Source organism: Corynebacterium sp. KPL2838 (assembly GCF_040225455.1).
In the GTDB taxonomy this organism is placed as follows: Bacteria; Actinomycetota; Actinomycetes; order Mycobacteriales; family Mycobacteriaceae; genus Corynebacterium; species Corynebacterium rhinophilum.
The window spans coordinates 1-22160 of the sequence record NZ_JBEHFT010000033.1; the positions used below are offsets into that span (position 1 = coordinate 1).

Below are 22160 nucleotides of genomic sequence, written 5' to 3' on the forward strand. Positions count from 1 at the left end.
GCGTCCACAAAGTCCCTAGACTCCGAGTCCACAAAGTAGCTGGACTCCAAGTCCAAAAACCTCATGGACATAACAAGGCTAGCAGCGGTGGTGTTGCGGTACGGCAGATACGAAGTGCTAATTGGGGAGCGACAAAGGCTACAAAGCCAATGGGGCCTGCTGCGGAGACCGCAACGGCAGTTAATGTTACGGCGAGTATAAGTACGGAGAATTGCACCGCATTGACACGAGAACCGAGTGCCTGTGCCATGTCTGGGCCGAGCGCCGTGGGCAGTAGTTGGTAACTAACCCATCCGAGCAATGGCGCAGACATTATTATTGCAATGGCTACTGGAAAAGTAGTCGTCCAATTTGCTCGTTCTAGTGAGCCAGTCAGCCAAAATTGAGCGACGGAGGCATCGTGCAACTGGGCACGAATCATGGCGAAGCTGATGTAGCCAGACAACAGCGAGGTAATGATTATGCCCGAGAGCACGAGCCTGAATGGGTTTGCGTCTCCTTTCCAGGAAAGAATCCACACGACGACGCTTGTACTGACTGCTCCGATAAAAGCGGCCAATGGGACTCCGATGCCGGCCAACCAGCCTATGATGCCGGTACCCGAGCCGAAGACGATAACCGTAACCACCATTGCTGAGGCGCCGGCGGTTATGCCTAAAATGTCAGGACTGGCGAGCGGATTTCTGGTTACCGATTGTGTTAAAGCTCCAGCGAGACCAAGAGCACAACCTACTGTAAGCGCAGTGAGAATACGCGGCATTCGCCATTCGAAGACTACTAGTTTCTCCAGTCGAGTGCCTTGGCCGCTGACAATAACTTCCAGTATTCGGCCGAAAGAGATTGGATAATCTCCCAGCATGATAGAAAAAGGCACAAGAAGTAGAGCCAGCATAGCGAGAATGAAAGTGGTAGATAACTGCCACGGGCGCCAAACAACTGAGAGCTCTAATAGTTTTGTGCCAATGCGGAAGGCAGGGCGGCCGGGGACGGAATTGCGGTGACTATTCATAGCGCTACCCCCTTCCGTCGGAAGACAAGCACGAAGAACAATGGAGCGCCAATAAAAGCGACGACGATTCCTACTGGTAACTCGCCTGGACGTGTGATGATTCGGCCAATGACATCAGCAAGTACCATCAGCGTGGAACCTAATAGGACGGAATACGGCAAAATCCACCGATAGTCAGGACCAGTGATGGCACGAACCAGATGCGGCACTATCAAGCCAATGAACCCAACTGGTCCTGCCATAGCGGTCGCAGCCCCCGCAAGCAAAGAGATTAGGACCATACCTAAGAGACGAGTCCGATCGGTTCGAACACCGAGACTTTGAGCCACATCGTCTCCGAGGCTGAGTAGATTTAGAGACGGCGCAGAAGCAAGGGCTAAGACGATGCCCAAGACTGCAAATGGAAGTACTCCCCAAAAGATGTCTAGACCTCGACCCGCTACCGAACCTACGGTCCAAAAACGCATGCGGTCCAGGTTGGCTTCTTCTGCCAGAATGAGGCCTGTAGTGATCGAATTCAACACGGCAGACAAGGCTGCGCCACTAAGCGTAAGAGTGAGCGGACTAGCATTGCCTCCATTGATGCGTCCCAGGCCGAAGACAATGATGGTTGCACTTATCGCGCCCAAGAATGCAGCCACAGTTGTTGCAAACATACTGATTGAGCCAAAGAGTGCGAAGCTGGAAACCACGGCCAAAGCGGCACCAGCGTTGACCCCAAGAATGCCTGGATCTGCGAGCGGGTTTCGTGTGTGGCCTTGAATCAATGCACCAGCTACTCCGAGAGATGCGCCCACTACGATTGCGATCAATGTTCTCGGTACACGGAGCTCGAAGAGTACGCGCTGTTCAAAGTTCAGAGCAGTTTCACGGTGCGAAGGAACTTCTCTGAGAGCAGATATGACATCGGTTAGTGGAATACTTCTAGCTCCGACAGCGATACTCAAGCAAACTCCAAGGACGAGCAGCGCCAAACATAGTATGAGTCCCGCAACGCGTCGCGAATAGGTGCGGCTTCGAGGCACATGGGCGCTGTTAATGCTGAAACTGGAATGATTACTCATGGTGATCAGTAGAAAAGTTCCTGTTCCCACTTGTGGCTCACGCTGAGCTAGCGACTGAATTTGCGCGGTTAAGCGTCATTGACAATCCGGGAAGTGTTAGGTGTGACACAAATATATGCGCCGCAGGTTAGGTTAGTCAACCCTAATACTGTTGGATAGATTGATGTCGAACGCTTTAGGGGTGGAGAAGTGGTTGTAGAAGCACATTTCGTCTTCGGGCCGCAGATAAAGGCGCATTCTTTACGGGAATAATTTTCCGCCTAGATAAGGCTGGTTAATGGCATATTGTGCTGATTTGTGGTGGAACACTATTGCAGTTTGATGTAGGTAAAGCTAACCTAATCTAAAAGTTGCCTGCGGGTCTGTGGGAAATCCAGTGAAAAACGTCGAGGACAACTTCAGGAAACCGACTTAAGGAAAAGGGATGGCAGTAAAGAGGAGAGTACAGTCAGTTATCGTAGCCGCTATCTGTGCTGGATTGGTTTTGTCAGGATGCTCGTCGAACGATTCAACCGATGAAGCAGCAACAACCTCCGAGGTTGCAGAAGACGTGACCATTGAGCACGCACGGGGAACGGATACGTATCCGGTCAACCCGCAGAACGTGGTTGCCGTGGGGCCGGCTGTTGATAACCTGCTGGAACTTGGAGTTAAACCAGCAGCCGTCGTGCAGAATGCAAAAGATAAGAACTCACCCTGGCGCGAGGGGAAGCTCGATGGTGTCAAGGTGATCGATCAGGCAGACTTCAAGACTTTGCCCCAGGAACAAATTGCGGCAATCGAACCCGACTTTATCGTTGGGGATTACTGGACAATATCTGAGGATAATTACAAAGAATTGTCTGCAATCGCACCGACTCTCGGCGGCATCTCCGATAAGGGCGAGGGGATTGGCTGGGAGGCACAGTTAGAAGCTTTGGGCAAGATCTTTAATAAGGAATCCGAAGCGAAGAAAGCCATTGATGAGGATCAGAAGCGTTTCGCTGACGTGAAGGAAAAAACTGTCAAACCTCTCTGGTAAAATCGGCATCGTTTCTCAATTCGCCCAGGGATCCTTTGGTGCCGTTGCAGACCCTGAGGATCCGGGTGCATCCTTCATCTACGATTTGGGCATGAAGTTCCCGGATAAGCTGACTGACGGATCGGTCCCAGTTGATAAAGGCCGCGTCACGCTTTCTCCGGAAAACGTGTCTTACCTGGCCGCTGATTTTATGGTCATTTATAACCGCACCGGCTCAATCGAAGAAGTTGAAAATACTCCGGGATACAAAGATTTGCCGCAGGTGAAATCCGGTGCGACTCTCGCTGGGGTCAAGTCCCGTGTAGTGGTGTAGCCGTTTGTGCTTTCGGCTCGGTATTCAGTTCTGTGTTTGAGGTCAGGCGGTTAGCTGGTTGTGGTCACCATTGGCGTCTCCTGTGCGGTGCATGAGGTGTCTGGTGTGTTCGAGTGCGGTCAGTGACATGTAGCGTTTTTGTTGGATCCAATCGTCGTGTTGCTCGGCTAGGACCGCACCGACAAGCCGGATGATGGATTCTCGGTTCCAGAAGATGCCCACAACATCGGTGCGCCGGCGGATCTCCCGGTTTAACCGTTCTGTGGGGTTATTCGACCAGACCTTCGACCACACCGACTTCGGGGCTGCGGTAAACGCTAATACTTCATCGAGTGATTCCTCCAGATAGGTCGCAACTTGCGGGAACTTCGGCTCTAGTAGATCGACTACCTCACGGGCTTGGGACCAGGTGGATTGGGCATCTGGTTGTTGAAAGATGGTCTGGAACATTGCAGAGACCATAGGCCACTGTGTCTTCGGGACCTTCTCGTAAAGGTTCTTCGCAAAATGGGTGCGGCAGCGCTGCCACGACGCATCAGGTAGCACTTCGGAAATGGCGTGCTGGATGCCTTCGTGGGTGTGACTGGTGATAAGGAATACGCCGGTAAGTCCGCGGGCTTTTAGGTCGTGGAAGAAGCCTTTCCACGACGCGTTGGATTCTGCAGTGGCGACATGCATGCCAAGCATCTCGCGATACCCGTCAGCGTTGACCCCAGTGGCAAGCAGCACTGAGCATGTGACCACACGGCCGCCTTCGCGCACTTTGATTGTCAGCGCGTCGCAGGACAGGTAGGCGTAGCCGCCGGGATCGAGCGGACGGTTTTTGAAATCGGCGACCATCTCGTCGAGTTCTTCTGCCATGCGTGAAACTTGGGATTTCGACATGTTGGCAATGCCTAGTGTTGCCACTAGATCATTCATCCTGCGGGTGGAAACCCCTTTGAGGTAGCAGGTTGCAATGACGGTCGATAAGGCCCGTTCTGCCCGCGTACGGCGTTCTAACAGCCAGTCTGGGAAGAATGCGCCGTGACGCAACTTCGGTACTGCGACATCGATCGTGCCGACACGGGTGTCAAGGTCGCGGTGGCGGTACCCATTGCGGTGGTTGACGCGTTCGGTGGAGGCAACGCCGTATTCGGCGCCGCAGACGGTGTCGGCCTGGGCGGAGAGGATTTGGTTGATAAACCCTTGCAGCATCTGGCGCATCAAGTCAGGGGAGGCTTGAGCGAGCAGATCATCCAAGTAGGTTGTCGGGTCGATAGAATGTGGTGCAGCGGTCATCGTCATATGCCTTTCGGTGAGATGTGGTAGTTGAGTCGAAAGGTTAACTGGCGGTGGCCGCCCACTACTTTCCGGGGCCCACCATCAGCAAGCGTTACACCACACTAAGGGACGCAACCCTCGCTGGTGATGAGGCGGTCGTCGCTGGACTCAACAACCCAACGAGCCTGAGCCGAGCTTGGGTCTTGGACAAGACGATGCCGACGCTGGAAAAGGTTGGAAAGTAGTCAAGGTTTGCTCAACTCCGACGCCTGCTAGATGGGGCTCAGACCGTTGCAGCAGGTAGTCGTCAACGCCTTTCGATTTATCGGAAGGCGTTCTCTTAAAAAGACTGTATCCAAGGCAGTGGTGCGTCCGTTCTTGCCTTTCCGGCAACGAAAACCGACGTCAGGCTTTCCGCATATTCACCCATCGGCGCAGCACGATGGCCGCGTTAAAGGTCTCTAGGTGAGCTGGAAAATGCTTGGTGCTGGGAAAGGCGTTCAAAGCGTTAGTAACAACGTAATAAGAAAATTTAGGCCATCGAACAAAGTGAATTAAAAGCCATCAAAACCGAGAGGGGAATGGTCTCAAATATGCCAAGGAACAGTCGGAGCAGGGAAATCTATCCAATTTCTTACCGGGAATTATACGTGGAAGATATCGAAGATATATCGCCATCCATGCGGCGAATTACGCTCAGTGGGGAGCAGCTCCAGGAGCACGAACACGATGGTATTTCCGTTCCTTCGCTGATAAGCCATGGTTTTGACGACGACGTTCGGCTCATCTTCCCGGATCCGGAAACTGGAGAACGGCCGCACCCAATCGCCCAAAACGATGGCAACCTCCTGTGGCCAGAAACTGTTAAAAATCTCTTCCGCACATACACGGTTCGCTACTTTGACGCTGTTAACGGGCGGTTAGCAATTGATTTCGCTCGCCATGGCGAGGGCTTGGCCGAAAACTGGTCACAGAATGTCCGGATCGGTGACGCTATCTTTGTGGCAGGTCCAAAGTCGTGTGCACAGTTACCCACGCATACCGATTGGCTTTTCTTGGCGGGAGACGAGACCGCGCTCCCAGCCATCGGCCGCTGCTTGGAATCACTTCCGACAGGGTATGATGCGGTTGCGGTGATTGAGGTTCCGACGAGTGCTGATATTCAAGACTTAGACATTCCAGATTCAGTTCACGTCCACTGGGCGATACGTGACCAAGGCGACGACTTCGTAGCAAAGACTAGTGCGCTCTTTGAAGAGACTGCTGATTCACAATTGCCTAGTGGTGGAGCATACGTATGGGCAGCGGGGGAGGCGTCTCGGCTGAAAACACTGCGGCGTTTGTTCAAAGCTTCCGGAATTTCCCCTAAGCATCAGGAAATTACAGGCTACTGGCGGCGTACAAGCCGGAAAGACGGCAAAGAAAGTGCGACGAACAGTAGTAATAGTGTTTTGCATAATATCCATGATTTGGCTGAGTTGAATTCAGCCTTTGCGCTCCGCACTGCCGTACGTTTAGGCCTGTTCCAAGAAATCGATGCGGGTGCCACTACAGTCCCTGCTCTTGTTGCTGCGACAGAACTGCACGAGGAGGCGCTCCGGAGGTTCATCCGTTACCTGGCGGCTCTTCAACTCGTCGAAGTACGCGAGCGCACCCTCGCGCTGACCGCAATGGGACTGGAACTGGCGGACCCGGACTCCAATGTGGTGCGTTGGCTAAGCGGGCCTGCGCATTTTGAGGCGATGGCACTGATGCGTCTTGAACACAGCCTTCGTACCGGTGAGGCGGCTCCTCAAGGCGAGAGGGGATTGCCGTGGTCAGAATATGTATGCCGTGACCCGCAACTCGCGGCCGAACGCATTGAGCAAAAGAATATGAGCGCTGGCTGGACTGCTCCGTCCGCAGCACAGACGATGCAGCAGCACCTGGATGACACCGCTAGCGTTCTGATCATTGGCCAGGGAGGTGCAGTATATGCAGATGAAATTCTCCGGCGATGTGAGCATGCCCAGAGCAGGGTTATCACCGATGCTTCCTTGGAAGCAGTGCTACGGGAAATCGCAGGAGCTTCTCGTGAACGGTGCGAAACGAGTGGCGATGGAACTGGCTTTAATCCCACTGATGCGGACTATGCGTGGGCAACTGATGTAGTCTTCATTGCTCCCTGGAGTATCTTTGGCAACGCAGAGGTGACTGCCCAGTTAGACCGCGCCACTCACGGGGATGCGTTCCATCGGGCTTATATCCTTTCCGAGGTTCTGGAGGAAACCGGGGGCGATGAGCATTCCTATGAAGAGGACTTGGTGAGGCTTTCCATGTTCGGCACGAAGGTGCCGACACAAGAAGATGTCAGCGCTGTTGTCGCTGATAGCGGCGCTCTAATTTCTTCTGCCACGGCTGTTGGCTGGGGTAAACACCTTTTCGTCCTGGAGGCAGAACCGAATTCCTAAAGAGGAGCCTCGGTGGGACAAACGCCTCGAGCTTCACCATTTATTTCCGGACTACGGTTCCACGCGGGAGCCGGGTGGCCGTTACAGCCATAAGTGTGGTGAACACGGTGAAGTAGGCGAAGGTCGTCCAGCCGACCCCGTGGGTAAGGGTCATCAGCACCGTGCAGACGGATACGCCGAGTGCGCTGCCAAGTTGGGTCGCTATGCGGCCTGCAGCACTGGCATGGACGACTTCATCTTTGGTTAAGCCGTGGTAGGTCGCGGACATCGTGAGCACAGTAAGGGCTCCGATGCCGCCGCCGCGCACGAATAGCCCGCAGCCTTGAAGGATGAGCCAGCCTGTCGCCTGGCCGATGGGAAAGGCGAAAGGTAGCGTTCCGATAATGGTGGCGGCAATGCACATGTAGACGGTCTTACGCGTACCCCATCGAGCGATAAACTTTTTCGACGCCGAGCGGCTGAAATAGGCGCCCACGCTTTGTAGGGCCAGCAGAAGTCCCGCATGCAATGCGGTGTAGGCATGGTTGCTCTGATAGTGCAGCGGAATGAGAAAAGCCCGCCATAAAATACGGTGCTTGCAATGGCCAGTGTTGCCCACGCTGAGGAAAAGGAGGCGTGGGTAAATAGGCGGACATCGATAAGCGGCGATGACGCCCGGAGCGCATGCAGCACAAAGTATCCAATCAGCCCCGCGCCGGCGGCGAGAAGAATTCCGCTTGCCCAAGAACTCATGTGACCGATGGTGGTAAAGCCATAGACCGCCGCGAGCAAACCTGGCGCGAGCAAGAGGTACCCCATGCGGTCTAGCTGGGCTGCAGGATCTGCTGGGGTCCGTTCTAGATAATGCACGGCAAGGGCAATAGCAGCGATGCCGATGGGGACGTTGATGAGGAAGATGGCGCGCCAGCCGATGACATCGACAAGCAGCCCGCCCAGTAGTGGAGCAATAGCGGGGGCGATGACCGCCGGTAGCCCGATTGCGGTGATGGCGCGTGTGGCCTGGTCCTTCCCGGCATTAGTGACAATGAGCGTCTGCATCACCGCCACCGAGAAGCCCGCCGCGAATCCCTGCAGGACGCGGAAGGCGATGAGCATGTCTATATGCGTAGAGACCGCGCACAGGATTGAAGCGACGGTAAAGGTTGTGAGCGCTGTAATCCAGAGATTTTTGGCGCCGAAGCGGCGCGTTGCCCAGCCGCTGAGTGGAATGGCCATAGTAGAGGCCAACCCGTAGCCGGTAATGACCCATTGGGCGAGAACTATCGGTGCGTTGAAAGCCTCGCCAATGGAATGAATGGCGACGTTGACGATGCTGATATCTAGCAGCGGCAAAATTGAGCCGAAGACTAGGGCGATGACGACCCGCCTAGTCTGGGGGTCGAGTTTTTCTTCTTCCTGCATGAGGGGTTCCCTTCGGAGTGTGTGCGCGTGCGCACATGGCGTGGTGAGGTGTGGTCATGATGGAGATAGTGATGGAGGTGTGTGGGTTAAGGGGTGAATGGTCCGTCGTGGGTGAGGGCGGTGAGCATTTCCGCGAATTGTTGTTGCGCGGGCTCCGGCCAGCGGGCGAGGAATTCTTCCAATTTTTGGGTCAGGCGTGAGCGCATTACGGCGACGTTGTCTTGGCCCAGTGGGGTTAGCGACAGTTGTATCCACCGCGCGTCGCGGGGATCGGTAGCGCGCGTGATGAGCCCGGCTTTTTCTAAGGCCGAGGCGTGGCGGGATACCACCGAGCGGTCTAAGCCGATAACGGTGGCGAGCTCTTTTGGGGTGGAGGGACCACAGCGGTCTAGGCCGCTGAGTACCAAATACGTAGATTCATTGATTTCTTCACCGAGCCCCTGGGTGAGGTAGGCGTACATGCGTCGGCGGAGGCTGCGCTGGGAAAGGAGTCCCAGTGCGTCGGCGACTTGTTTGCTTGGAGTGTCCATGCCAGCAGAATACATGCAGAGTACACGCGTGCCTATTGCACGCTAATTTTGGCGAGATGATCGCGGTGGAGAGTGGAGAGCGTATAAAACAACCGCGTTTGTCCATTTTTCGGCCCGATTTTTGGCGAAACGCGGTTGTTTTGGACAGCCTGACGCTCAGCCGTACCTCTATCTGCTGGGATGGGCACTTAAATCGCGCAAAAGAGCCTTCCGGTTTTCTAATACCGGTTCCCCGTGCATGCGCCTTAACTTTCTGGAACGCTAGGATAGGAAAGAATAGATCTAGTTAAGGAGTACAAAGCAATGGCTAAAGAAACTGCACGCGCCCTTGGGCACGAAGTAGACGTGGACCGCGAGAAGTTTACTTACCTGGCATCGACTGATGCCGAGGGCAACAAGATTGAATCCGGCAAGGTTGCTGCAGCGGGAGCCGGTGTCGCGGGAGCCGCAGCTGCTGCCGGTGCCGCTGCAGCGGCGAACGCGGATGAGCAGAACGATTCCGTAACCCAGAGTGATTACGAGCCGAAGAACCACGTCGTTACTGGTGCTGAGGAAGAACACGTCGCCGCCGCGTCCGAGCAACCGGACCTGCAGGAACAGCTGGATGAGGACAACGCGGACTATGAGCCCTCACAGCATGTGGTGGGCGAGGCCGAGGAAGAACACATCGGCACCGCACCAGAGCAGCCGCAAGAGGATGTGGCAGATGATGAGCGCGATGACTTCGATGACCTGAAGGATAAGGTCACCGAGGCCGGCAATGTCGTTGAAGAAGCCATCAACCGCGCTAAGGACTTCGTGGAAGACAAAGCACAGGAATACCAGGACGGATCCGGCAAGAAGGGCGGTTTCTTTAACCGCGTGAAAGACGTTGTGCGCGAAGCTCGCGATAACCTCGATGAGAAGCGCAAGTAGTTAACTACGTCTGGGCCGCTGCTTTTCCCGTAGAGGGAGAGGCGGCGGCCTTTGTGCTGCCGCGCTAGTCCAGCGCGTGCAGGTAGAACCGGCGGATAAGGATGCGGCGGGGGATATCGACAAGCGGGCGCAAGAAGGGGAGGAAGGGCTCGGAGGCGGCATCGATAAGCAGCAGCGTCCGCCCATCGCGCAAGCGCTCCAAGGTAAAGGTTTCCTCACCGCGCTCGAGGTGACCGGGCAAGGTGCCGTAGGTAAAGCCGCAGCGGCCATTATTGGCGAAGGTCTCGACCACGCGGCAGCGGAAATCGAACGGGCCAAGGCCCATGGTGACCTCGGCGCCTTCTTGTACGACCTGGTGGGTGGGGCGCACACGGAAAAGGCCGCTGCGCTGGATGCCCCAACGAAAGAGCCGGTGGGCTGCGGTATCGAAATCCGCGTCGATGACCCTGCTCATGTGCAGCTGCGGGAATCCGGCGGTATCGGAATAAGAAAGCGGCTCTGGCATCTTAAGTCTCAGCGCTAATCTGTGGGGAGCTCATGGGGTGAAGAATAGGGCATCGAAAAGTTTTTGGGTACGGATTAATAGTGTGATCACCCCCGAAACCTGAAAGAACGGTAACGGCTTGGAAACAGTCACAGGACTGAGCTGCTTTCACACGAGATTCATGTCAGGATTTAGCTAGCACGATCTTGACAACTGAAAGAAGGTACTTTGATGCTTCGCATTCCGCACCTAAAGAAAGTCCTGGTGGGCTCGGCTTTCGCTGGTGCGTTTTTCTTGGGTTCCCCTGCAGCAGGCGCCCAAGAATTGCCCCAACCGGATATTGACTCGGCAGGGTTAATCAACCAAGTGCGCGATGGCCTCGCGGACTTTGGCATTGAGACCCCAGAGGTGGATAAGCAGGTCGCCGATACCGTAGACTCCACGGTGCAGAACGCGCACGATACGGTGGCGAATAAGGTCCAGCAGGGGGCTCAGTATGCGGAGCCAGCCACGAACCCGAACCCGTTGGGGCTGCTGGAACAAGCCACCCAGGTAGAGCAAAAGCCACTGGGTAATAATCCCAACTACCAGTGGAAAAATGATGGATTTTCCAAGGTAGCCGCAGGCAAGCCCGATGCAGATTTTGTTCTGCACCGCGTGCCGGGGTCCTTGTTCGATGCCCCGCGCATTCCTGAGGAATCCGATGTTGCCATGAACCAAGGCAAGTCCCTCTATGGCCCTGGAACTCCCATCTACATCAATGGTGACACCATGTGCACCTTGAGCGTTGCCGGTCATGACGATGCTGGCCGCAAGGTGGGGCTGACCGCGGGGCACTGCGGCAATGAGGGCGATGCCATTATTTCGGCCGATTCCGATCACATTGGCCCGACGGGCACCATCGTGTCCAAGAACGACGAGCTAGATTATTCGGTTATCGAATTCGGCTCTAACGCAGAGGTCACCCGCACCTACAACGGGGTTACCGTTAACTCCCTGGGCGGGACCGTAAACCCGGGTGAGACCGTGTGCAAGCAGGGTGTTGCCACCGGAAAGACCTGCGGTATGACCTATCAGCAGGCACAAAGCATCCATGTCAACCAGGTCTGTGCAATGATGGGCGATTCCGGTGCGCCATTGCTCGCCGGTGACCGCCTCGTCGGTTCCATCTCCGGCGGCTTCCTGCCGGTGAACTTCCCGTGTCGCACCCCGCTGCAAGGTGCGGTTCACAACCCCACCGCCGCTACCAACATGGACACCGTGTTGGCGGATATGAACCGCCGCGGTGGCGTTGGCGCAGGGTTTACCCTGCCCGAAGCATAAGCGCGAAGCAGACAGCGCCCCGTTTAGCCTTGAGAGCCGCACGGGGCGCTTTTTCATGCGCAATTTCTATGGGCATATAACGCGCATGCGTCCCGTCAAAGTGGGGGAAGCGCAGGATAGCCTTGCCTGCGTAATCGCCATAAACTAAGGTGAGACTTACCTATTGTCCGTTTAGGAATAGTCAATATCTGCTGTGGCTAACGCTTCCGCAGCGAAATTTGAACCGAGGTTTCCCCATGCACCAAACCCATTCCACCCCACCAGAAACCGGTCCCATGCGCGCGGATCAGGCACCCACCGATGCCGTGGTGGAACTGTCCGTTGATTGCCTGCACAACGCGATCGAGACCCAACCGGCGCTGGCCGTGCGGCTGCGCGAGCTGGGCTTTCGGCCTGGTACCCGGGTGCAGATCGGCCGCACCGTCGCAGGTGGTGCGCGCGTGGTCAGCGTAGGTACGGCCCGCTATGCAGTGGATGCGCACACGCTGCGCCAACTCGAAGTCATTCCGGTGGAGGCATAAACGATGGCACATAATTCCACAGCCCCAGCAAGCTGCCACAGCACCTCTACCATGCGGATAGCGGCGGAAGGCACGCCGGTGCTCGCGCTGGTGGGCGCGCCCAACTCCGGAAAATCCACCCTCTTTAACGCATTGACCGGTGCGAAGGTCCAGACCGGTAACTGGCCGGGCACCTCCGTCGAGGTCAGCCGCGGGCTCTGGAACGCGCAGCCAGAGGCTTTCGACATCATCGACCTGCCCGGTGCCTATTCACTTGAGCCCATGAGCCCGGATGAGGCCTTTACCAAGCAGATGCTCATTGACTGCCCGGCAGACGAGCGCCCCGATGTCGTCGTGGTCCTCGTGGATGCAACGGCCCCAGCCCGTGGGCTCAATCTGGCGCTGCAAATCGCCGCCGAGCCCTACCGCGTGGTCATCGGCGTGACCAAGGAGGATATGGCCGAGCAGCAGGGCATTAGCATCGATACTGATGCGCTCTCCCGCGTTACCGGCATGCCAGTGGTCAGCGTCAATGGCCGCCGCCGGCGCAACCTCGACGGGTTGGAAACCACCGTGGCACAAGCCATGCGCGCCGAGCCAACCATCATCCGCCAGGATTCCGGCCTGGATCAGCGCTTTGCGGATCTCGATGCCGCCGAAAAGGCCGCGGTCCACCGCGTGGAGGTAGGCGAGACCCTCACTCAGCGCGTGGACCGCGTGGTGCTCCACCCGGTGGTGGGCCCGCTGTTCTTCCTCGCGGTGATGTGGGCGGTCTTTTTCATCACCACCACGGTGGCAGGGCCCATGCAAGATGGCCTCGAAGCCCTTGTCACCGGTCCGGTCTCGGACGCGGCCCGCGCCGGGCTCGAAGCCATTGGTCTGGATCACTGGCTGATTTCGGGCTTGCTTGTTGATGGCCTCATTGGCGGCGTCGGCATGGTGCTGACCTTCGCCCCGCTGCTGGCGCTGATGTTTCTGTGCTTAGCGGTGCTGGAGGATTCCGGCTACATGGCGCGCGCTGCGGTGGTCACCGATAGGGTCATGCGCTCGATTGGCCTGCCTGGCAAGGCCTTTATCCCCATCGTGGTGGGCTATGGCTGCAACGTGCCGGCGATTTCGGCCACGCGCGTGCTTGGCGATGTCCGCCACCGCATCCTTACCTGCCTGCTCATCCCGTTTACCTCGTGCTCGGCGCGGCTTATCGTCTTTATGATGCTGGCGCAGGTCTTTTTCCCAGAGCACGCCGGATCGGCCGTCTTTGGCATGTACGTCTTGTCCATCGCCCTGGTGGTGGCCGTGGGCCTAGCGCTGCGCAAAACGGTCTGGCGCGCCATGCCGTCCGAGGCGCTCGTTATTGACCTGCCTTCGTATCAGCTGCCCACGTTCAAGCTAACGCTCTCGGTCATGTGGGTGCGCTTGAAGGGATTTCTGCATACCGCGGGTGGCATCATCGTGGCCACGGTGGTGGTCATTTGGCTGCTCATGTCCATCCCAGTTACCGGTGGCCACTCCTTTGACGAGGAAGCCGTCCCGCCGGAGGACTCGGCGTATGGCGCGGTATCCAAGGCAATTTCCCCGGCGTTTGCGCCGGCCGGTTTCGATTCGTGGTCGCTCACCGGCCCGCTGGTAACGGGCTTCGTGGCGAAGGAAACATTGATTTCCACCTGGGCGCAGACCTACGCTGTCGATGACGTCACGGATGCGGATCCTGAGGAACAAGCCGAGTCTTCGCTGGCCGATCACATCCGCAGCGACTTCGACGCCGCCTCCGGTGGGCACGGGCTAGCCGCGGTATGGGCGTATATGGTCTTTCTCTTGGCCTATACCCCGTGTGTGGCCACGGTGGCCGCGCAGCGGCGTGAAATTGGCTGGAAGTGGACGCTCATCGGCTTTGCCCTGCAGCTCGTCACGGCTTGGGTCTTGGCTGTCGGAGTCTTCCAAGTGCTGAGGTTATTCCTATGAGCCCTACAGACAAGGTAAAAGAAGCGATCCGCGGCGGTTACTCCACGCCCGCGGATATCGCCCGCGCGACGGCTTTAGGACTGGGGACGGTGGAAGTAATCCTCTCCCACTTGGAGCACAGCGCGCAGCTCGTGCGCGAAGCGCTGTCCACGTGCCCCACGGGCGGTTGCGGAAGCTGCTCGCACAGTGACGGCTGCTCCGGCGCCGAGGGCGGGCGCCGTGAACCGGTCCTATTGAAGCTTTCGGCCCGCCCTTAATCCTGCAGCATCTGCAAAGCGGCCTTGTGCAGGCGGCCATTGGAGGCAATGGCTGATCCGCCGTGCGGGCCAGGATTGCCGGAAAGATCCGTAAACGTGCCGCCTGCCTCGGTCACCAGCAGGGAAGGGGCGGCGAGATCCCAGAGGGAGACCTCCGGCTCGGTGGCGATATCGACGGCGCCTTCTGCCACGAGGCAGTAGGACCAGAAATCGCCGTAGCCGCGCAGGCGCCACGTCTTATCCGTGAGGTTGAGGAATTTATCGCGCAACCCTCGCTCGGACCAGCCGGTCAACGAGCTCATGGCTAGGGAAGCATCCCCAAGTTTTTCGATCTGGGAGACGTGCAGGCGCTTTGGCTCGCCGCCAAAGACTCGGTAGGCACCGGCGCCCTTCGCCGCATACCAACGCCGGCGCAGGGCAGGCGCGGAGACCACGGAGACGACCGGCTCGCCGTCCTCTAACAAGGAAATAAGCGTGGCCCACACGGGCACGCCGCGCACGAAGTTCTTCGTGCCATCGATGGGATCGATGACCCACTGGCGGCCCTCGTAGCAGGCCTGGCCGCCGAATTCTTCGCCCAAAACCTCATCGCGCGGGCGGGAGCGTTTCAGCGAATCGCGGATATGCTTCTCGCAGTTGAGATCCGCATCCGAAACCGGGGTCAGGTCCGGCTTTTCCTTTACGGAGAGATCGGTGGCCTCGAAGCGGTGCATCGTGACCACATCGGCATGACCGGCTAACTCGAGCGCGAGACCTAAGTCTTCTTTGAACTTACCCACGGAGCCATTCCTCCATTTGTTGAACTACTTGTTTATTTCCGGCCAAGCACCACTCGACGCCACCGGCTTCTACCTTGCGGGCCGCACCACCGGCGGCCTCAATGAGAGCCTTGCCGGGGAACCAATCCCAATCTGCTACCGAGTGCTGCATCCAAGCGCCCCACGTACCTTCTGCCACGGAGGCCAAGTCCACCGAACCGGCACCAAGCATACGGACTGTAGCAAAGTTTTCGGTTACCCGCTGCCATGCAGCACGAATTTCTGGATCCGCGAGCGACGTGGGGTGCAGGTAGGACGAGAGCGAGATCTCCTCCGCGGGCTTATCTGCCAGCTTGGCGACGTCCTTGCCATCCAGCGAGGTGGGGTAGTCGCGCCCGCCAAACCAGGTATAGCCCATGGCGGGGCGGTGGACGGCGCCGAGGGCGACCCCAGAGGCATCGGTAAGCGCGAGCGCTGAGCACCAATAATCGGAGCCGGAGGTGAAATTATAGGTGCCATCGACCGGATCGATGACCCAATTGCGCCCGGACTGGGACTCGCGGGCGGTGCCTTCTTCCCCCACCAAGCCGTCCTCGGGGCGCACGGCCTCTAGCACGCCGGCGACGAAGCGCTCGGCGGCGCGGTCAGCATCCGTGACCACATCAGAAATAGAGGTTTTCTGCTCAACCGAGACGCCAATCTCGCGCAAGCGCCAAGCCAAGCGTCCGGCGTTATACACAAGCGCCTGCGCCAAATGGGCATCCCCATCGTCTGCATGCGCGACAATAAACGTTTTGATGACCGCATCGATCATCTCCTGCAAGCTTGGCTTTTGATCCATGCACACCATTGTCACCCTAAATCCAACCAATGGCTAATTCTGTGGGGTAGGTGGGTAAGATTGGGCCCTATGCGTCCCGAAGTAATCACACGGCTCAAGCAATTGGACACCACCCTGACCACTATTGAAAAGGTCATGGATCCGGAAGCCTTGGCTGCGCGCATTCGGGAATTAGAAGCCCAAGCTGGGGATCCCTCGCTGTGGGATGACCCCGAGCACGCACAGAAGGTCACCTCTGAGCTATCAAGCGCGCTAGCAAAGGTCCGCAAACTGGAGTCTTTGCGCGGGCGCTTAGATGATATGCCGGTGATGTACGAGCTCGCGGAGGAAGAAGGCACCGTCTCCGTTGCCGATGAAGACCTCGCTGAGCTGGAAAGCGCCATCGAATCCCTCGAGGTAACCACCATGCTCTCCGGGGAATATGACCCGCGCGAGGCCGTGATCAATATTCGCTCCGGCGCCGGCGGGGTAGACGCTGCCGATTGGGCGGAGATGCTCATGCGCATGTACACCCGCTGGGCTGGAAAGCACGACCATAAGGTGGATATTTACGATATTTCCTATGCCGAAGAAGCGGGCATTAAATCCGCCACCTTTGTAGTGCATGGGGAATACATGTACGGCCAACTTTCCGTGGAACAGGGCGCGCACCGCCTCGTGCGCCTTTCGCCCTTTGATAACCAGGGCCGGCGCCAAACCTCCTTTGCAGAGGTTGAGGTCCTTCCCGTAGTGGAGCAAACGGACCACATCGACGTGCCAGATAACGAGGTGCGCGTGGATGTGTACCGTTCCTCTGGCCCCGGTGGACAGTCAGTCAACACCACCGATTCCGCGGTGCGCCTGACCCATATCCCCACCGGCATCGTGGTCACCTGCCAGAACGAGAAGTCACAGATCCAAAATAAGGCCTCTGCCATGCGGGTTTTGCAGGCGAAGCTCTTGGAACGCAAGCGCCAAGAAGAGCGGGCGGAGCTCGATGCGCTCGGCGCCGGCGGAAATGCGTCTTGGGGCAACCAGATGCGCTCTTATGTTTTGCACCCGTACCAAATGGTTAAAGACCTGCGCACCAATTTTGAAATAGGCGATCCCTCCAAGGTGCTCGATGGGGACATCGATGGTTTCTTGGAAGCCGGCATCCGGTGGCGCATGCAACAAGAGCGCGGCGAGGATTAACCTCAACCGCGCTCTGTAGGCTTAAGCCGGGTAGTGCATCGGGGCGCCCGGCCCGAGTGGGATACCCAGCAGGTACCACACGATAAAGAAGATAAACCAGCCAACGATCATGGCGATGGAATACGGCAGCGCCAGCGACATCAGCGTGCCAACGCCCGCCGGCTTGTAGTAGCGCTGCAGGAAGGTCAGTGCGAGGGCGAAGTACGGTGACATCGGGGTGATGATATTTGTCGGCGAGTCACCGATACGGAAGAGCATCTGGGAGACCTCAGGCGAGATGCCCACATACATCATCATCGGGACGATCACCGGCGCCATCAGTGCCCACTGCGCGGAACCTGAGGTAATGAACAGGTTGAGAACTGCCACCATGGCCACGAGTGCGGCGAACATCAAGATGGGCGGCAGCGACCATGCCTGCAGCAGCTCAGAACCCTTAATCGCTGTCCACACGCCGAGGTTGGACCACTGGAACCAGGCCAAGAACTGGGCGACGGCGAAGAAGAGCACCAGCATGGGAACCAAGGTCTTAATGCCTTTAGCCATGAAATCTGGCACGTCCGAGGCGGACTTTAGCGTGCCGGCGTAGATGCCGTAGACGATGCCGCAGACCAAAAAGGCCAGGGCAATGGGAACCGCAATCGCGCTAATCAGCGGCGATTCCATAAAGCTATCTTCTTGGCTAGCGAGCGGGGAGCCCGGGATGAAGAGCAGGGCGAAGAATCCCGCGAGGAAGATAAGTAGCGCGATACCAGAGGCGGCCAAGCCCTTTTGCTCCTCCGGCTTTACCCGCAGCTCGTCTTCTTCTTCCTCGAAATCAACGTCGCTTTCCTCGCCGTCCTCGTCTGCGTCGTTATCGGCACTGGCGGCCTGGGAGAAGGAGACTTCCTCGTAATTAATCTTGTCGTGGTTGACCAGATCGCGGGCCTTTTTCACCATGAACCATTCCGTAACGGCGGTGATGATAAGGGACAGCACGATGGCGGATGGGATGACAAAGAAGATATTGGCCAGCGGGCTGACTTCATAAGCCTCATCCACAAACTGCGCGGCAGGAGTGGAGATACCAGCCAGCAGGAGGTCAGTAATGTTCAGGATGAGCGAGGCGTTGAAGCCTGCCGAGGACGCCGCAAAGGCCACCATGGCACCCACGATGGGGGAGCGGCCCACCGAGTGGAAGGCCATCGCGCCCAGCGGGATGAGGATGACATAAATGGCATCGGAGGCCACGGAACCAGTCACGCCGGCCAGCGCGACGATGAAGGTAAGGAACTTTGGGCTGACCTTGGTCACCATGGCGCGCACGAGTGCGGACAAGAGCCCAGACTGCTCGGCTACGGCCACACCCAGCATCACGGCAAGGATGACGCCCAATGGTGGGAAGCTCGTGAAATTTTCCACCGCATCCGTGACCATGCGCGAGATATTTTCGGTGGTCAGGAGGGATTCAACCTCGATGGTATCGCCGGATTTGGGATCCTCGGCGCTCATGCCAATCAGATGGGCAATCCAAGAGGTAATGGCGACGATTATCGCGAGGATGACGAAGAGCCAGAAAGGATCGGGGAGTTTATTGCCGATCTTTTCTACGGTGCCTAAAAAGCCGCTAGCTTTCTCCGGTTTTTCTTTGGTTTTAGTCTCGGCCATAGTATCGGCACTTTCTGTCGATCGGGTCGGGCATCATTGCGCACCAGATTTTGTGTTCTAGAATACACTACTAAATAGCGTTCACAGGTTGCTGTCAACTTTGGTTGCTACAGTGGCGGGGTGATTACTTTCAATAACGTGACTAAGGTGTATTCCGCCCAGTCCCGCCCCGCGCTCGATGGGGTGTCTTTTGAGATTGCGGACGGTGAGTTTGCCTTCCTCATCGGCCCTTCAGGGTCCGGAAAGTCCACCTTTCTAGAGCTCATGGTGCGCTATAGCAATGTGACCTCAGGCGATATTTACTTCGGCGATTTTCACGTCAACGAGCTAAGCGGCAAGGATATCAACGCCCTGCGCCAATCCATTGGTTACGTATTCCAGGATTTTCGCCTGCTGCCCAAGCTGAACGTGTACCAGAATGTGGCGTTTGCCCTGGAGGTCATCGGCAAGAGCAAACGCCGCATCTCCACCGCGGTGCCGCAGGTACTGGAGATGGTGGGCCTAGAAAACCGTCATCACGCGATGCCACACGAGCTTTCCGGCGGTGAGCAGCAGCGCGTGGCCATCGCACGCGCCTTGGTTAATCGCCCGAAGCTGCTGCTTGCCGATGAACCCACGGGCAACCTCGATCCCGCCACCGCCGACGGGATCATGGACTTGCTGCTGCGAATCAACAAGCGCGGCACCACCGTGGTGATGTCCACGCACAATTCTCGCGCCGTGGATAAGGCGCACAAGCGCGTGCTGGAATTGCGCGAGGGCACGCTCGTTCGCGATGAACACAATGCCGCCTATTCGGCGCAGGAGGAGCAGGCATGAAGCTAGGATTCATCTTCCGCGAGGCCAGCAAGGGCTTGGGTCGCAACCTGACGATGACCATCGCGATGATCATTACCACGGCCATTTCTGTCGGCGCCGTGGTTGCCGGCATTATGGTCACCAACCTCACCAAGGATACGAAGGAAATCTACTTGGACCGAGTGGAGGTTATGGTGCAGCTCAACGAGGATATTTCCGCCACGGATCCAAACTGCACCACTCCTGCCTGCGCGGATTTAAAGGAACAGCTGGAATCCGATAGTTCTGTAGAGTCCGTGGAATTTCGCAACCGGGAGGCCTCCTACGAGCGCTTCCGCGAGCTATTCCAGGACACCGACCCGGTGATGGTGGAACAAACCTCGCCGGATGCGCTTCCCGCAGCGTTGCACGTGCGCCTCGTTGACCCGGAGGAAGCCTCCGCCATCGATGCCGTGCGGGATAACCCGGCGGTAGAAGAGGTCGTGGATCAGCAAGAGGAGGTGCGTGAAGCGGCAAGCAACCTCGATTCCATCCGCGCCGCCACCTTCATCGTGGCCATCGTGATGTCCATTGCAGCTATCTTCTTGGTGGCCAATATGGTGCAAATCGCCGCCTTCCACCGCACCCGTGAGACCGAAATCATGCGCATGGTGGGCGCCTCGCGCTGGATGACGCAGGCGCCATTCGTGGTAGAAGCCGTGCTCGCCTCCCTTATCGGTGTGGTCCTTGGCGGCGCTGGGCTGCTCGTGGCGAAATCCCAAGTGATCGATCCTGCGCTAAAGGGCCTGTATGAATCGCAGTTGCTGGCACCGATGAAGTCCAGCGATCTGTGGATTGCACTGCCGCTGGTGGGGCTGCTCGCTTTGGCGGTTACCGCTGCCACCGCGCAGATTACCCTGCGTTCTTATGTCCGCCGCTAAGCCGTTTGCCGGGTGCGGTAAACGAGCAGTACACTGAGGCAATTATGGCTAAAAAGGGCAAGAAGAATAAGAAGGCGGCTTCCGGGGACGCTACGCTTGCGACCAACCGCCGGGCCCGGCACGACTATAAGATCCTCGAAGAATTCGAGTGTGGCATCGTCCTGCTCGGCACGGAGATCAAATCCCTCCGGGAGGGCAAAATCTCGCTCAATGATGCCTTCGCCACCATTGATAATGGCGAGGTGTACCTGCGGAATTTACACATTCCGGAGTATTCGATGGGGTCCTGGACCAACCACAGCCCGCGGCGCACCCGCAAGCTCTTGCTACACCGCAGGGAGATCGACAAGCTTTACGGGCAGGTGCGCAATGGCAATAAAACCCTGGTGCCGCTCAAGGTGTACCTCAAAAATGGGTACGCGAAGTTGTCGCTGGCGCTCGCGCAAGGTAAGCAGGATTATGACAAGCGCGAAGACATCAAGCGGCGCGACCAGAACCGCGAAATCACCCGCGAGCTCGGCCGCCGCGTGAAGGGGATTAATGCTTAAAACGGTAAAGGTTCACGATGCTGTCAAGGGTGAAGACTCCATTTCCGGGACGGGCGTTTTGGTAGACCGCCTGTGGCCGCGGGGCATCGCCAAGGCGGACCTGGACTATGACAAGTGGTTCAAGGACGTGGCCCCCAGCCCCGAGCTGCGCAAGTGGTGGAGCCATGACGCGGATTCCTTCGAGGAGTTTTCGCGCCGCTACCGCGCCGAGCTCGATGATCGCGAATCCGAAGAGCTCACCCAGTTGCTCTCCTTGGCAAAAGAGGGGGACCTGACGCTGCTCTTTGGCGCCGCCGACCGCAAGATTAACCACGCGGTGGTCTTAAAAGAGTGGCTGGAAGAGCACTTGGAGAAATAGAAGCGTCTGCGGTAGTGTTAGAACAACCGTAGGGAATGAAGCACTATCCCGTCCCTACAGTGCTATGGGGTTGATTTGGTTTCGACTTCGTACACTGCGCCAGGGGAAGCGTGCCGGTGAAGGCTAACGACCACCGTTTGAGCGTCGTAGCAAACAAATAAACGCAGAGAAGAACTCTCAGCGTGACTACGCCCTCGCTGCCTAATTACAGCGACGCGTGTCTGTCAGCCTAGGTTTCGTTCCTGACCTAGAACCTGGCATCGACTAAGGAACTTGCCGTCTGGCTGTGTCATCAGGGCCAGATGGGACTCTTACTGGTGACTGGGCCCATCATCCGGTACGAGTTCGCCCGAACCGGAGGGCCGAGCAGAGATCATGTGCGAACTGCGCACGGAGAAGCCCTGGCAAGGTGACGAAGGACCCGGGTTCAAGTCCCGGCAACTCCACCGAGAGCCCCTCACCTGCATTTGCAGGTGAGGGGCTATTTTTATTCCGTATCAGTCATCGTGACTACTTGATCGGGGTACCAGATGAAAAACTTGTTAAACTGGGTTAAACGACAAAACGTGTTGTTTTTCGGCGTGTCGAGTTAAACGACATTTTGTGTTGGTGGGGGTAGGGGTTT

22 protein-coding genes, 1 other RNA gene and 1 pseudogene are annotated in these 22160 nt (G+C 57.4%); 14 read left to right on the plus strand and 10 right to left on the minus strand.

The window, feature by feature from the left end; all coding sequences use genetic code 11:
* Nucleotides 1-61: 61 nt before the first annotated feature.
* Nucleotides 62-1009, minus strand: coding sequence for a FecCD family ABC transporter permease (locus tag ABRP98_RS09640; RefSeq protein ID WP_349858944.1), 948 nt, complete (start codon nt 1007-1009; stop codon nt 62-64).
* Nucleotides 1006-2073, minus strand: a complete 1068-nt coding sequence (locus tag ABRP98_RS09645) for a FecCD family ABC transporter permease (RefSeq protein WP_349858946.1) — start codon at nt 2071-2073, stop codon at nt 1006-1008. The genes ABRP98_RS09640 and ABRP98_RS09645 overlap by 4 nt, the downstream gene beginning before the upstream one ends.
* Before the next feature lie 550 nt (nt 2074-2623).
* Between ABRP98_RS09645 and ABRP98_RS09650 the strand changes: the two genes are divergently transcribed.
* Together ABRP98_RS09650 and ABRP98_RS09655 are read left to right on the plus strand one after the other, a co-directional pair.
* Complete coding sequence (locus tag ABRP98_RS09650; protein ID WP_349858948.1) at nt 2624-3094, plus strand: ABC transporter substrate-binding protein; 471 nt, start codon at nt 2624-2626, stop codon at nt 3092-3094.
* 91 nt (nt 3095-3185) lie between these two features.
* Nucleotides 3186-3407, plus strand: a complete 222-nt coding sequence (locus ABRP98_RS09655; RefSeq protein ID WP_349858950.1) for a hypothetical protein — start codon at nt 3186-3188, stop codon at nt 3405-3407.
* Nucleotides 3408-3449: 42 nt separating this feature from the next.
* On the opposite strand, the gene ABRP98_RS09660 is transcribed toward ABRP98_RS09655, so the two are convergent.
* Nucleotides 3450-4688, minus strand: coding sequence for an IS256 family transposase (locus ABRP98_RS09660; RefSeq protein ID WP_349858952.1), 1239 nt, complete (start codon nt 4686-4688; stop codon nt 3450-3452).
* Between the two features lie 632 nt (nt 4689-5320).
* On the opposite strand from ABRP98_RS09660, the gene ABRP98_RS09665 reads away from it, so the two are divergent.
* The gene (locus ABRP98_RS09665) at nt 5321-7120 is read left to right on the plus strand and encodes a siderophore-interacting protein (RefSeq protein ID WP_349858954.1); all 1800 of its coding nucleotides are present in this window, start codon (nt 5321-5323) and stop codon (nt 7118-7120) included.
* Nucleotides 7121-7160: 40 nt separating this feature from the next.
* Here ABRP98_RS09665 and ABRP98_RS09670 read toward each other — a convergent pair whose 3' ends face one another.
* The 3 genes and pseudogenes from ABRP98_RS09670 to ABRP98_RS09680 all read right to left on the minus strand — a co-directional run bounded on the left by ABRP98_RS09670 (nt 7161) and on the right by ABRP98_RS09680 (nt 9051).
* Complete coding sequence (locus ABRP98_RS09670; RefSeq protein ID WP_349858955.1) at nt 7161-7523, minus strand: MFS transporter; 363 nt, start codon at nt 7521-7523, stop codon at nt 7161-7163.
* A 158-nt stretch (nt 7524-7681) separates the two neighbouring features.
* Nucleotides 7682-8521, minus strand: a pseudogene (locus ABRP98_RS09675) (MFS transporter); the annotation flags it as partial.
* 86 nt (nt 8522-8607) lie between these two features.
* Complete coding sequence (locus ABRP98_RS09680) at nt 8608-9051, minus strand: MarR family winged helix-turn-helix transcriptional regulator (RefSeq protein ID WP_296090404.1); 444 nt, start codon at nt 9049-9051, stop codon at nt 8608-8610.
* A 303-nt stretch (nt 9052-9354) separates the two neighbouring features.
* On the opposite strand from ABRP98_RS09680, the gene ABRP98_RS09685 reads away from it, so the two are divergent.
* The gene (locus ABRP98_RS09685; RefSeq protein ID WP_349858958.1) at nt 9355-9966 is read left to right on the plus strand and encodes a kinesin; all 612 of its coding nucleotides are present in this window, start codon (nt 9355-9357) and stop codon (nt 9964-9966) included.
* A 64-nt stretch (nt 9967-10030) separates the two neighbouring features.
* Here the strand turns inward: ABRP98_RS09685 and ABRP98_RS09690 are convergent, their stop codons facing one another.
* Entirely contained in the window at nt 10031-10471 is a 441-nt protein-coding gene (locus ABRP98_RS09690; protein WP_349858959.1) for a DUF1990 family protein, read from the minus strand.
* Between the two features lie 210 nt (nt 10472-10681).
* Between ABRP98_RS09690 and ABRP98_RS09695 the strand changes: the two genes are divergently transcribed.
* The 4 genes from ABRP98_RS09695 to ABRP98_RS09710 all read left to right on the plus strand — a co-directional run bounded on the left by ABRP98_RS09695 (nt 10682) and on the right by ABRP98_RS09710 (nt 14492).
* Nucleotides 10682-11773 (plus strand): S1 family peptidase, encoded by a 1092-nt coding sequence (locus ABRP98_RS09695; RefSeq protein WP_349858961.1) that lies wholly within the window; start codon nt 10682-10684, stop codon nt 11771-11773.
* 236 nt (nt 11774-12009) lie between these two features.
* Nucleotides 12010-12294 carry a FeoA family protein gene (locus tag ABRP98_RS09700; RefSeq protein ID WP_349858962.1) on the plus strand — a complete coding sequence of 95 codons (285 nt, stop codon included), beginning with the start codon at nt 12010-12012 and terminating at the stop codon, nt 12292-12294.
* Nucleotides 12295-12297: 3 nt separating this feature from the next.
* Entirely contained in the window at nt 12298-14235 is a 1938-nt protein-coding gene (gene feoB / locus ABRP98_RS09705) for a ferrous iron transport protein B (RefSeq protein ID WP_349858965.1), read from the plus strand.
* Nucleotides 14232-14492, plus strand: coding sequence for a MarR family transcriptional regulator (locus tag ABRP98_RS09710; protein ID WP_349858967.1), 261 nt, complete (start codon nt 14232-14234; stop codon nt 14490-14492). Before feoB ends, ABRP98_RS09710 begins: the two co-directional genes overlap by 4 nt.
* Here ABRP98_RS09710 and hisN read toward each other — a convergent pair.
* Nucleotides 14489-15271 carry a histidinol-phosphatase gene (gene hisN, locus ABRP98_RS09715; RefSeq protein ID WP_023025791.1) on the minus strand — a complete coding sequence of 261 codons (783 nt, stop codon included), beginning with the start codon at nt 15269-15271 and terminating at the stop codon, nt 14489-14491. The genes ABRP98_RS09710 and hisN overlap by 4 nt on opposite strands.
* Nucleotides 15264-16100: an inositol monophosphatase family protein gene (locus ABRP98_RS09720; protein ID WP_349858968.1), complete on the minus strand. Its 837-nt coding sequence runs from the start codon at nt 16098-16100 to the stop codon at nt 15264-15266. Before ABRP98_RS09720 ends, hisN begins: the two co-directional genes overlap by 8 nt.
* Nucleotides 16101-16160: 60 nt before the next feature.
* On the opposite strand from ABRP98_RS09720, the gene prfB reads away from it, so the two are divergent.
* Nucleotides 16161-17264, plus strand: a complete 1104-nt coding sequence (prfB, locus tag ABRP98_RS09725; protein WP_349858969.1) for a peptide chain release factor 2 — start codon at nt 16161-16163, stop codon at nt 17262-17264.
* Nucleotides 17265-17285: 21 nt separating this feature from the next.
* On the opposite strand, the gene ABRP98_RS09730 is transcribed toward prfB, so the two are convergent.
* Nucleotides 17286-18911: an AbgT family transporter gene (locus tag ABRP98_RS09730; protein ID WP_349858971.1), complete on the minus strand. Its 1626-nt coding sequence runs from the start codon at nt 18909-18911 to the stop codon at nt 17286-17288.
* 120 nt (nt 18912-19031) lie between these two features.
* On the opposite strand from ABRP98_RS09730, the gene ftsE reads away from it, so the two are divergent.
* The 5 genes from ftsE (at nt 19032) to ssrA (ending at nt 21984) form a co-directional block, all read left to right on the plus strand.
* Nucleotides 19032-19730 (plus strand): cell division ATP-binding protein FtsE, encoded by a 699-nt coding sequence (gene ftsE, locus ABRP98_RS09735; protein WP_349858973.1) that lies wholly within the window; start codon nt 19032-19034, stop codon nt 19728-19730.
* The gene (gene ftsX / locus ABRP98_RS09740) at nt 19727-20629 is read left to right on the plus strand and encodes a permease-like cell division protein FtsX (RefSeq protein ID WP_349858975.1); all 903 of its coding nucleotides are present in this window, start codon (nt 19727-19729) and stop codon (nt 20627-20629) included. The genes ftsE and ftsX overlap by 4 nt, the downstream gene beginning before the upstream one ends.
* Before the next feature lie 44 nt (nt 20630-20673).
* Nucleotides 20674-21177, plus strand: a complete 504-nt coding sequence (gene smpB / locus ABRP98_RS09745) for an SsrA-binding protein SmpB (protein ID WP_023016945.1) — start codon at nt 20674-20676, stop codon at nt 21175-21177.
* The gene (locus ABRP98_RS09750) at nt 21170-21535 is read left to right on the plus strand and encodes a DUF488 domain-containing protein (RefSeq protein ID WP_349858977.1); all 366 of its coding nucleotides are present in this window, start codon (nt 21170-21172) and stop codon (nt 21533-21535) included. Before smpB ends, ABRP98_RS09750 begins: the two co-directional genes overlap by 8 nt.
* 66 nt (nt 21536-21601) lie before the next feature.
* Nucleotides 21602-21984, plus strand: a transfer-messenger RNA (tmRNA) gene (gene ssrA / locus ABRP98_RS09755).
* Nucleotides 21985-22160: the final 176 nt, after the last annotated feature.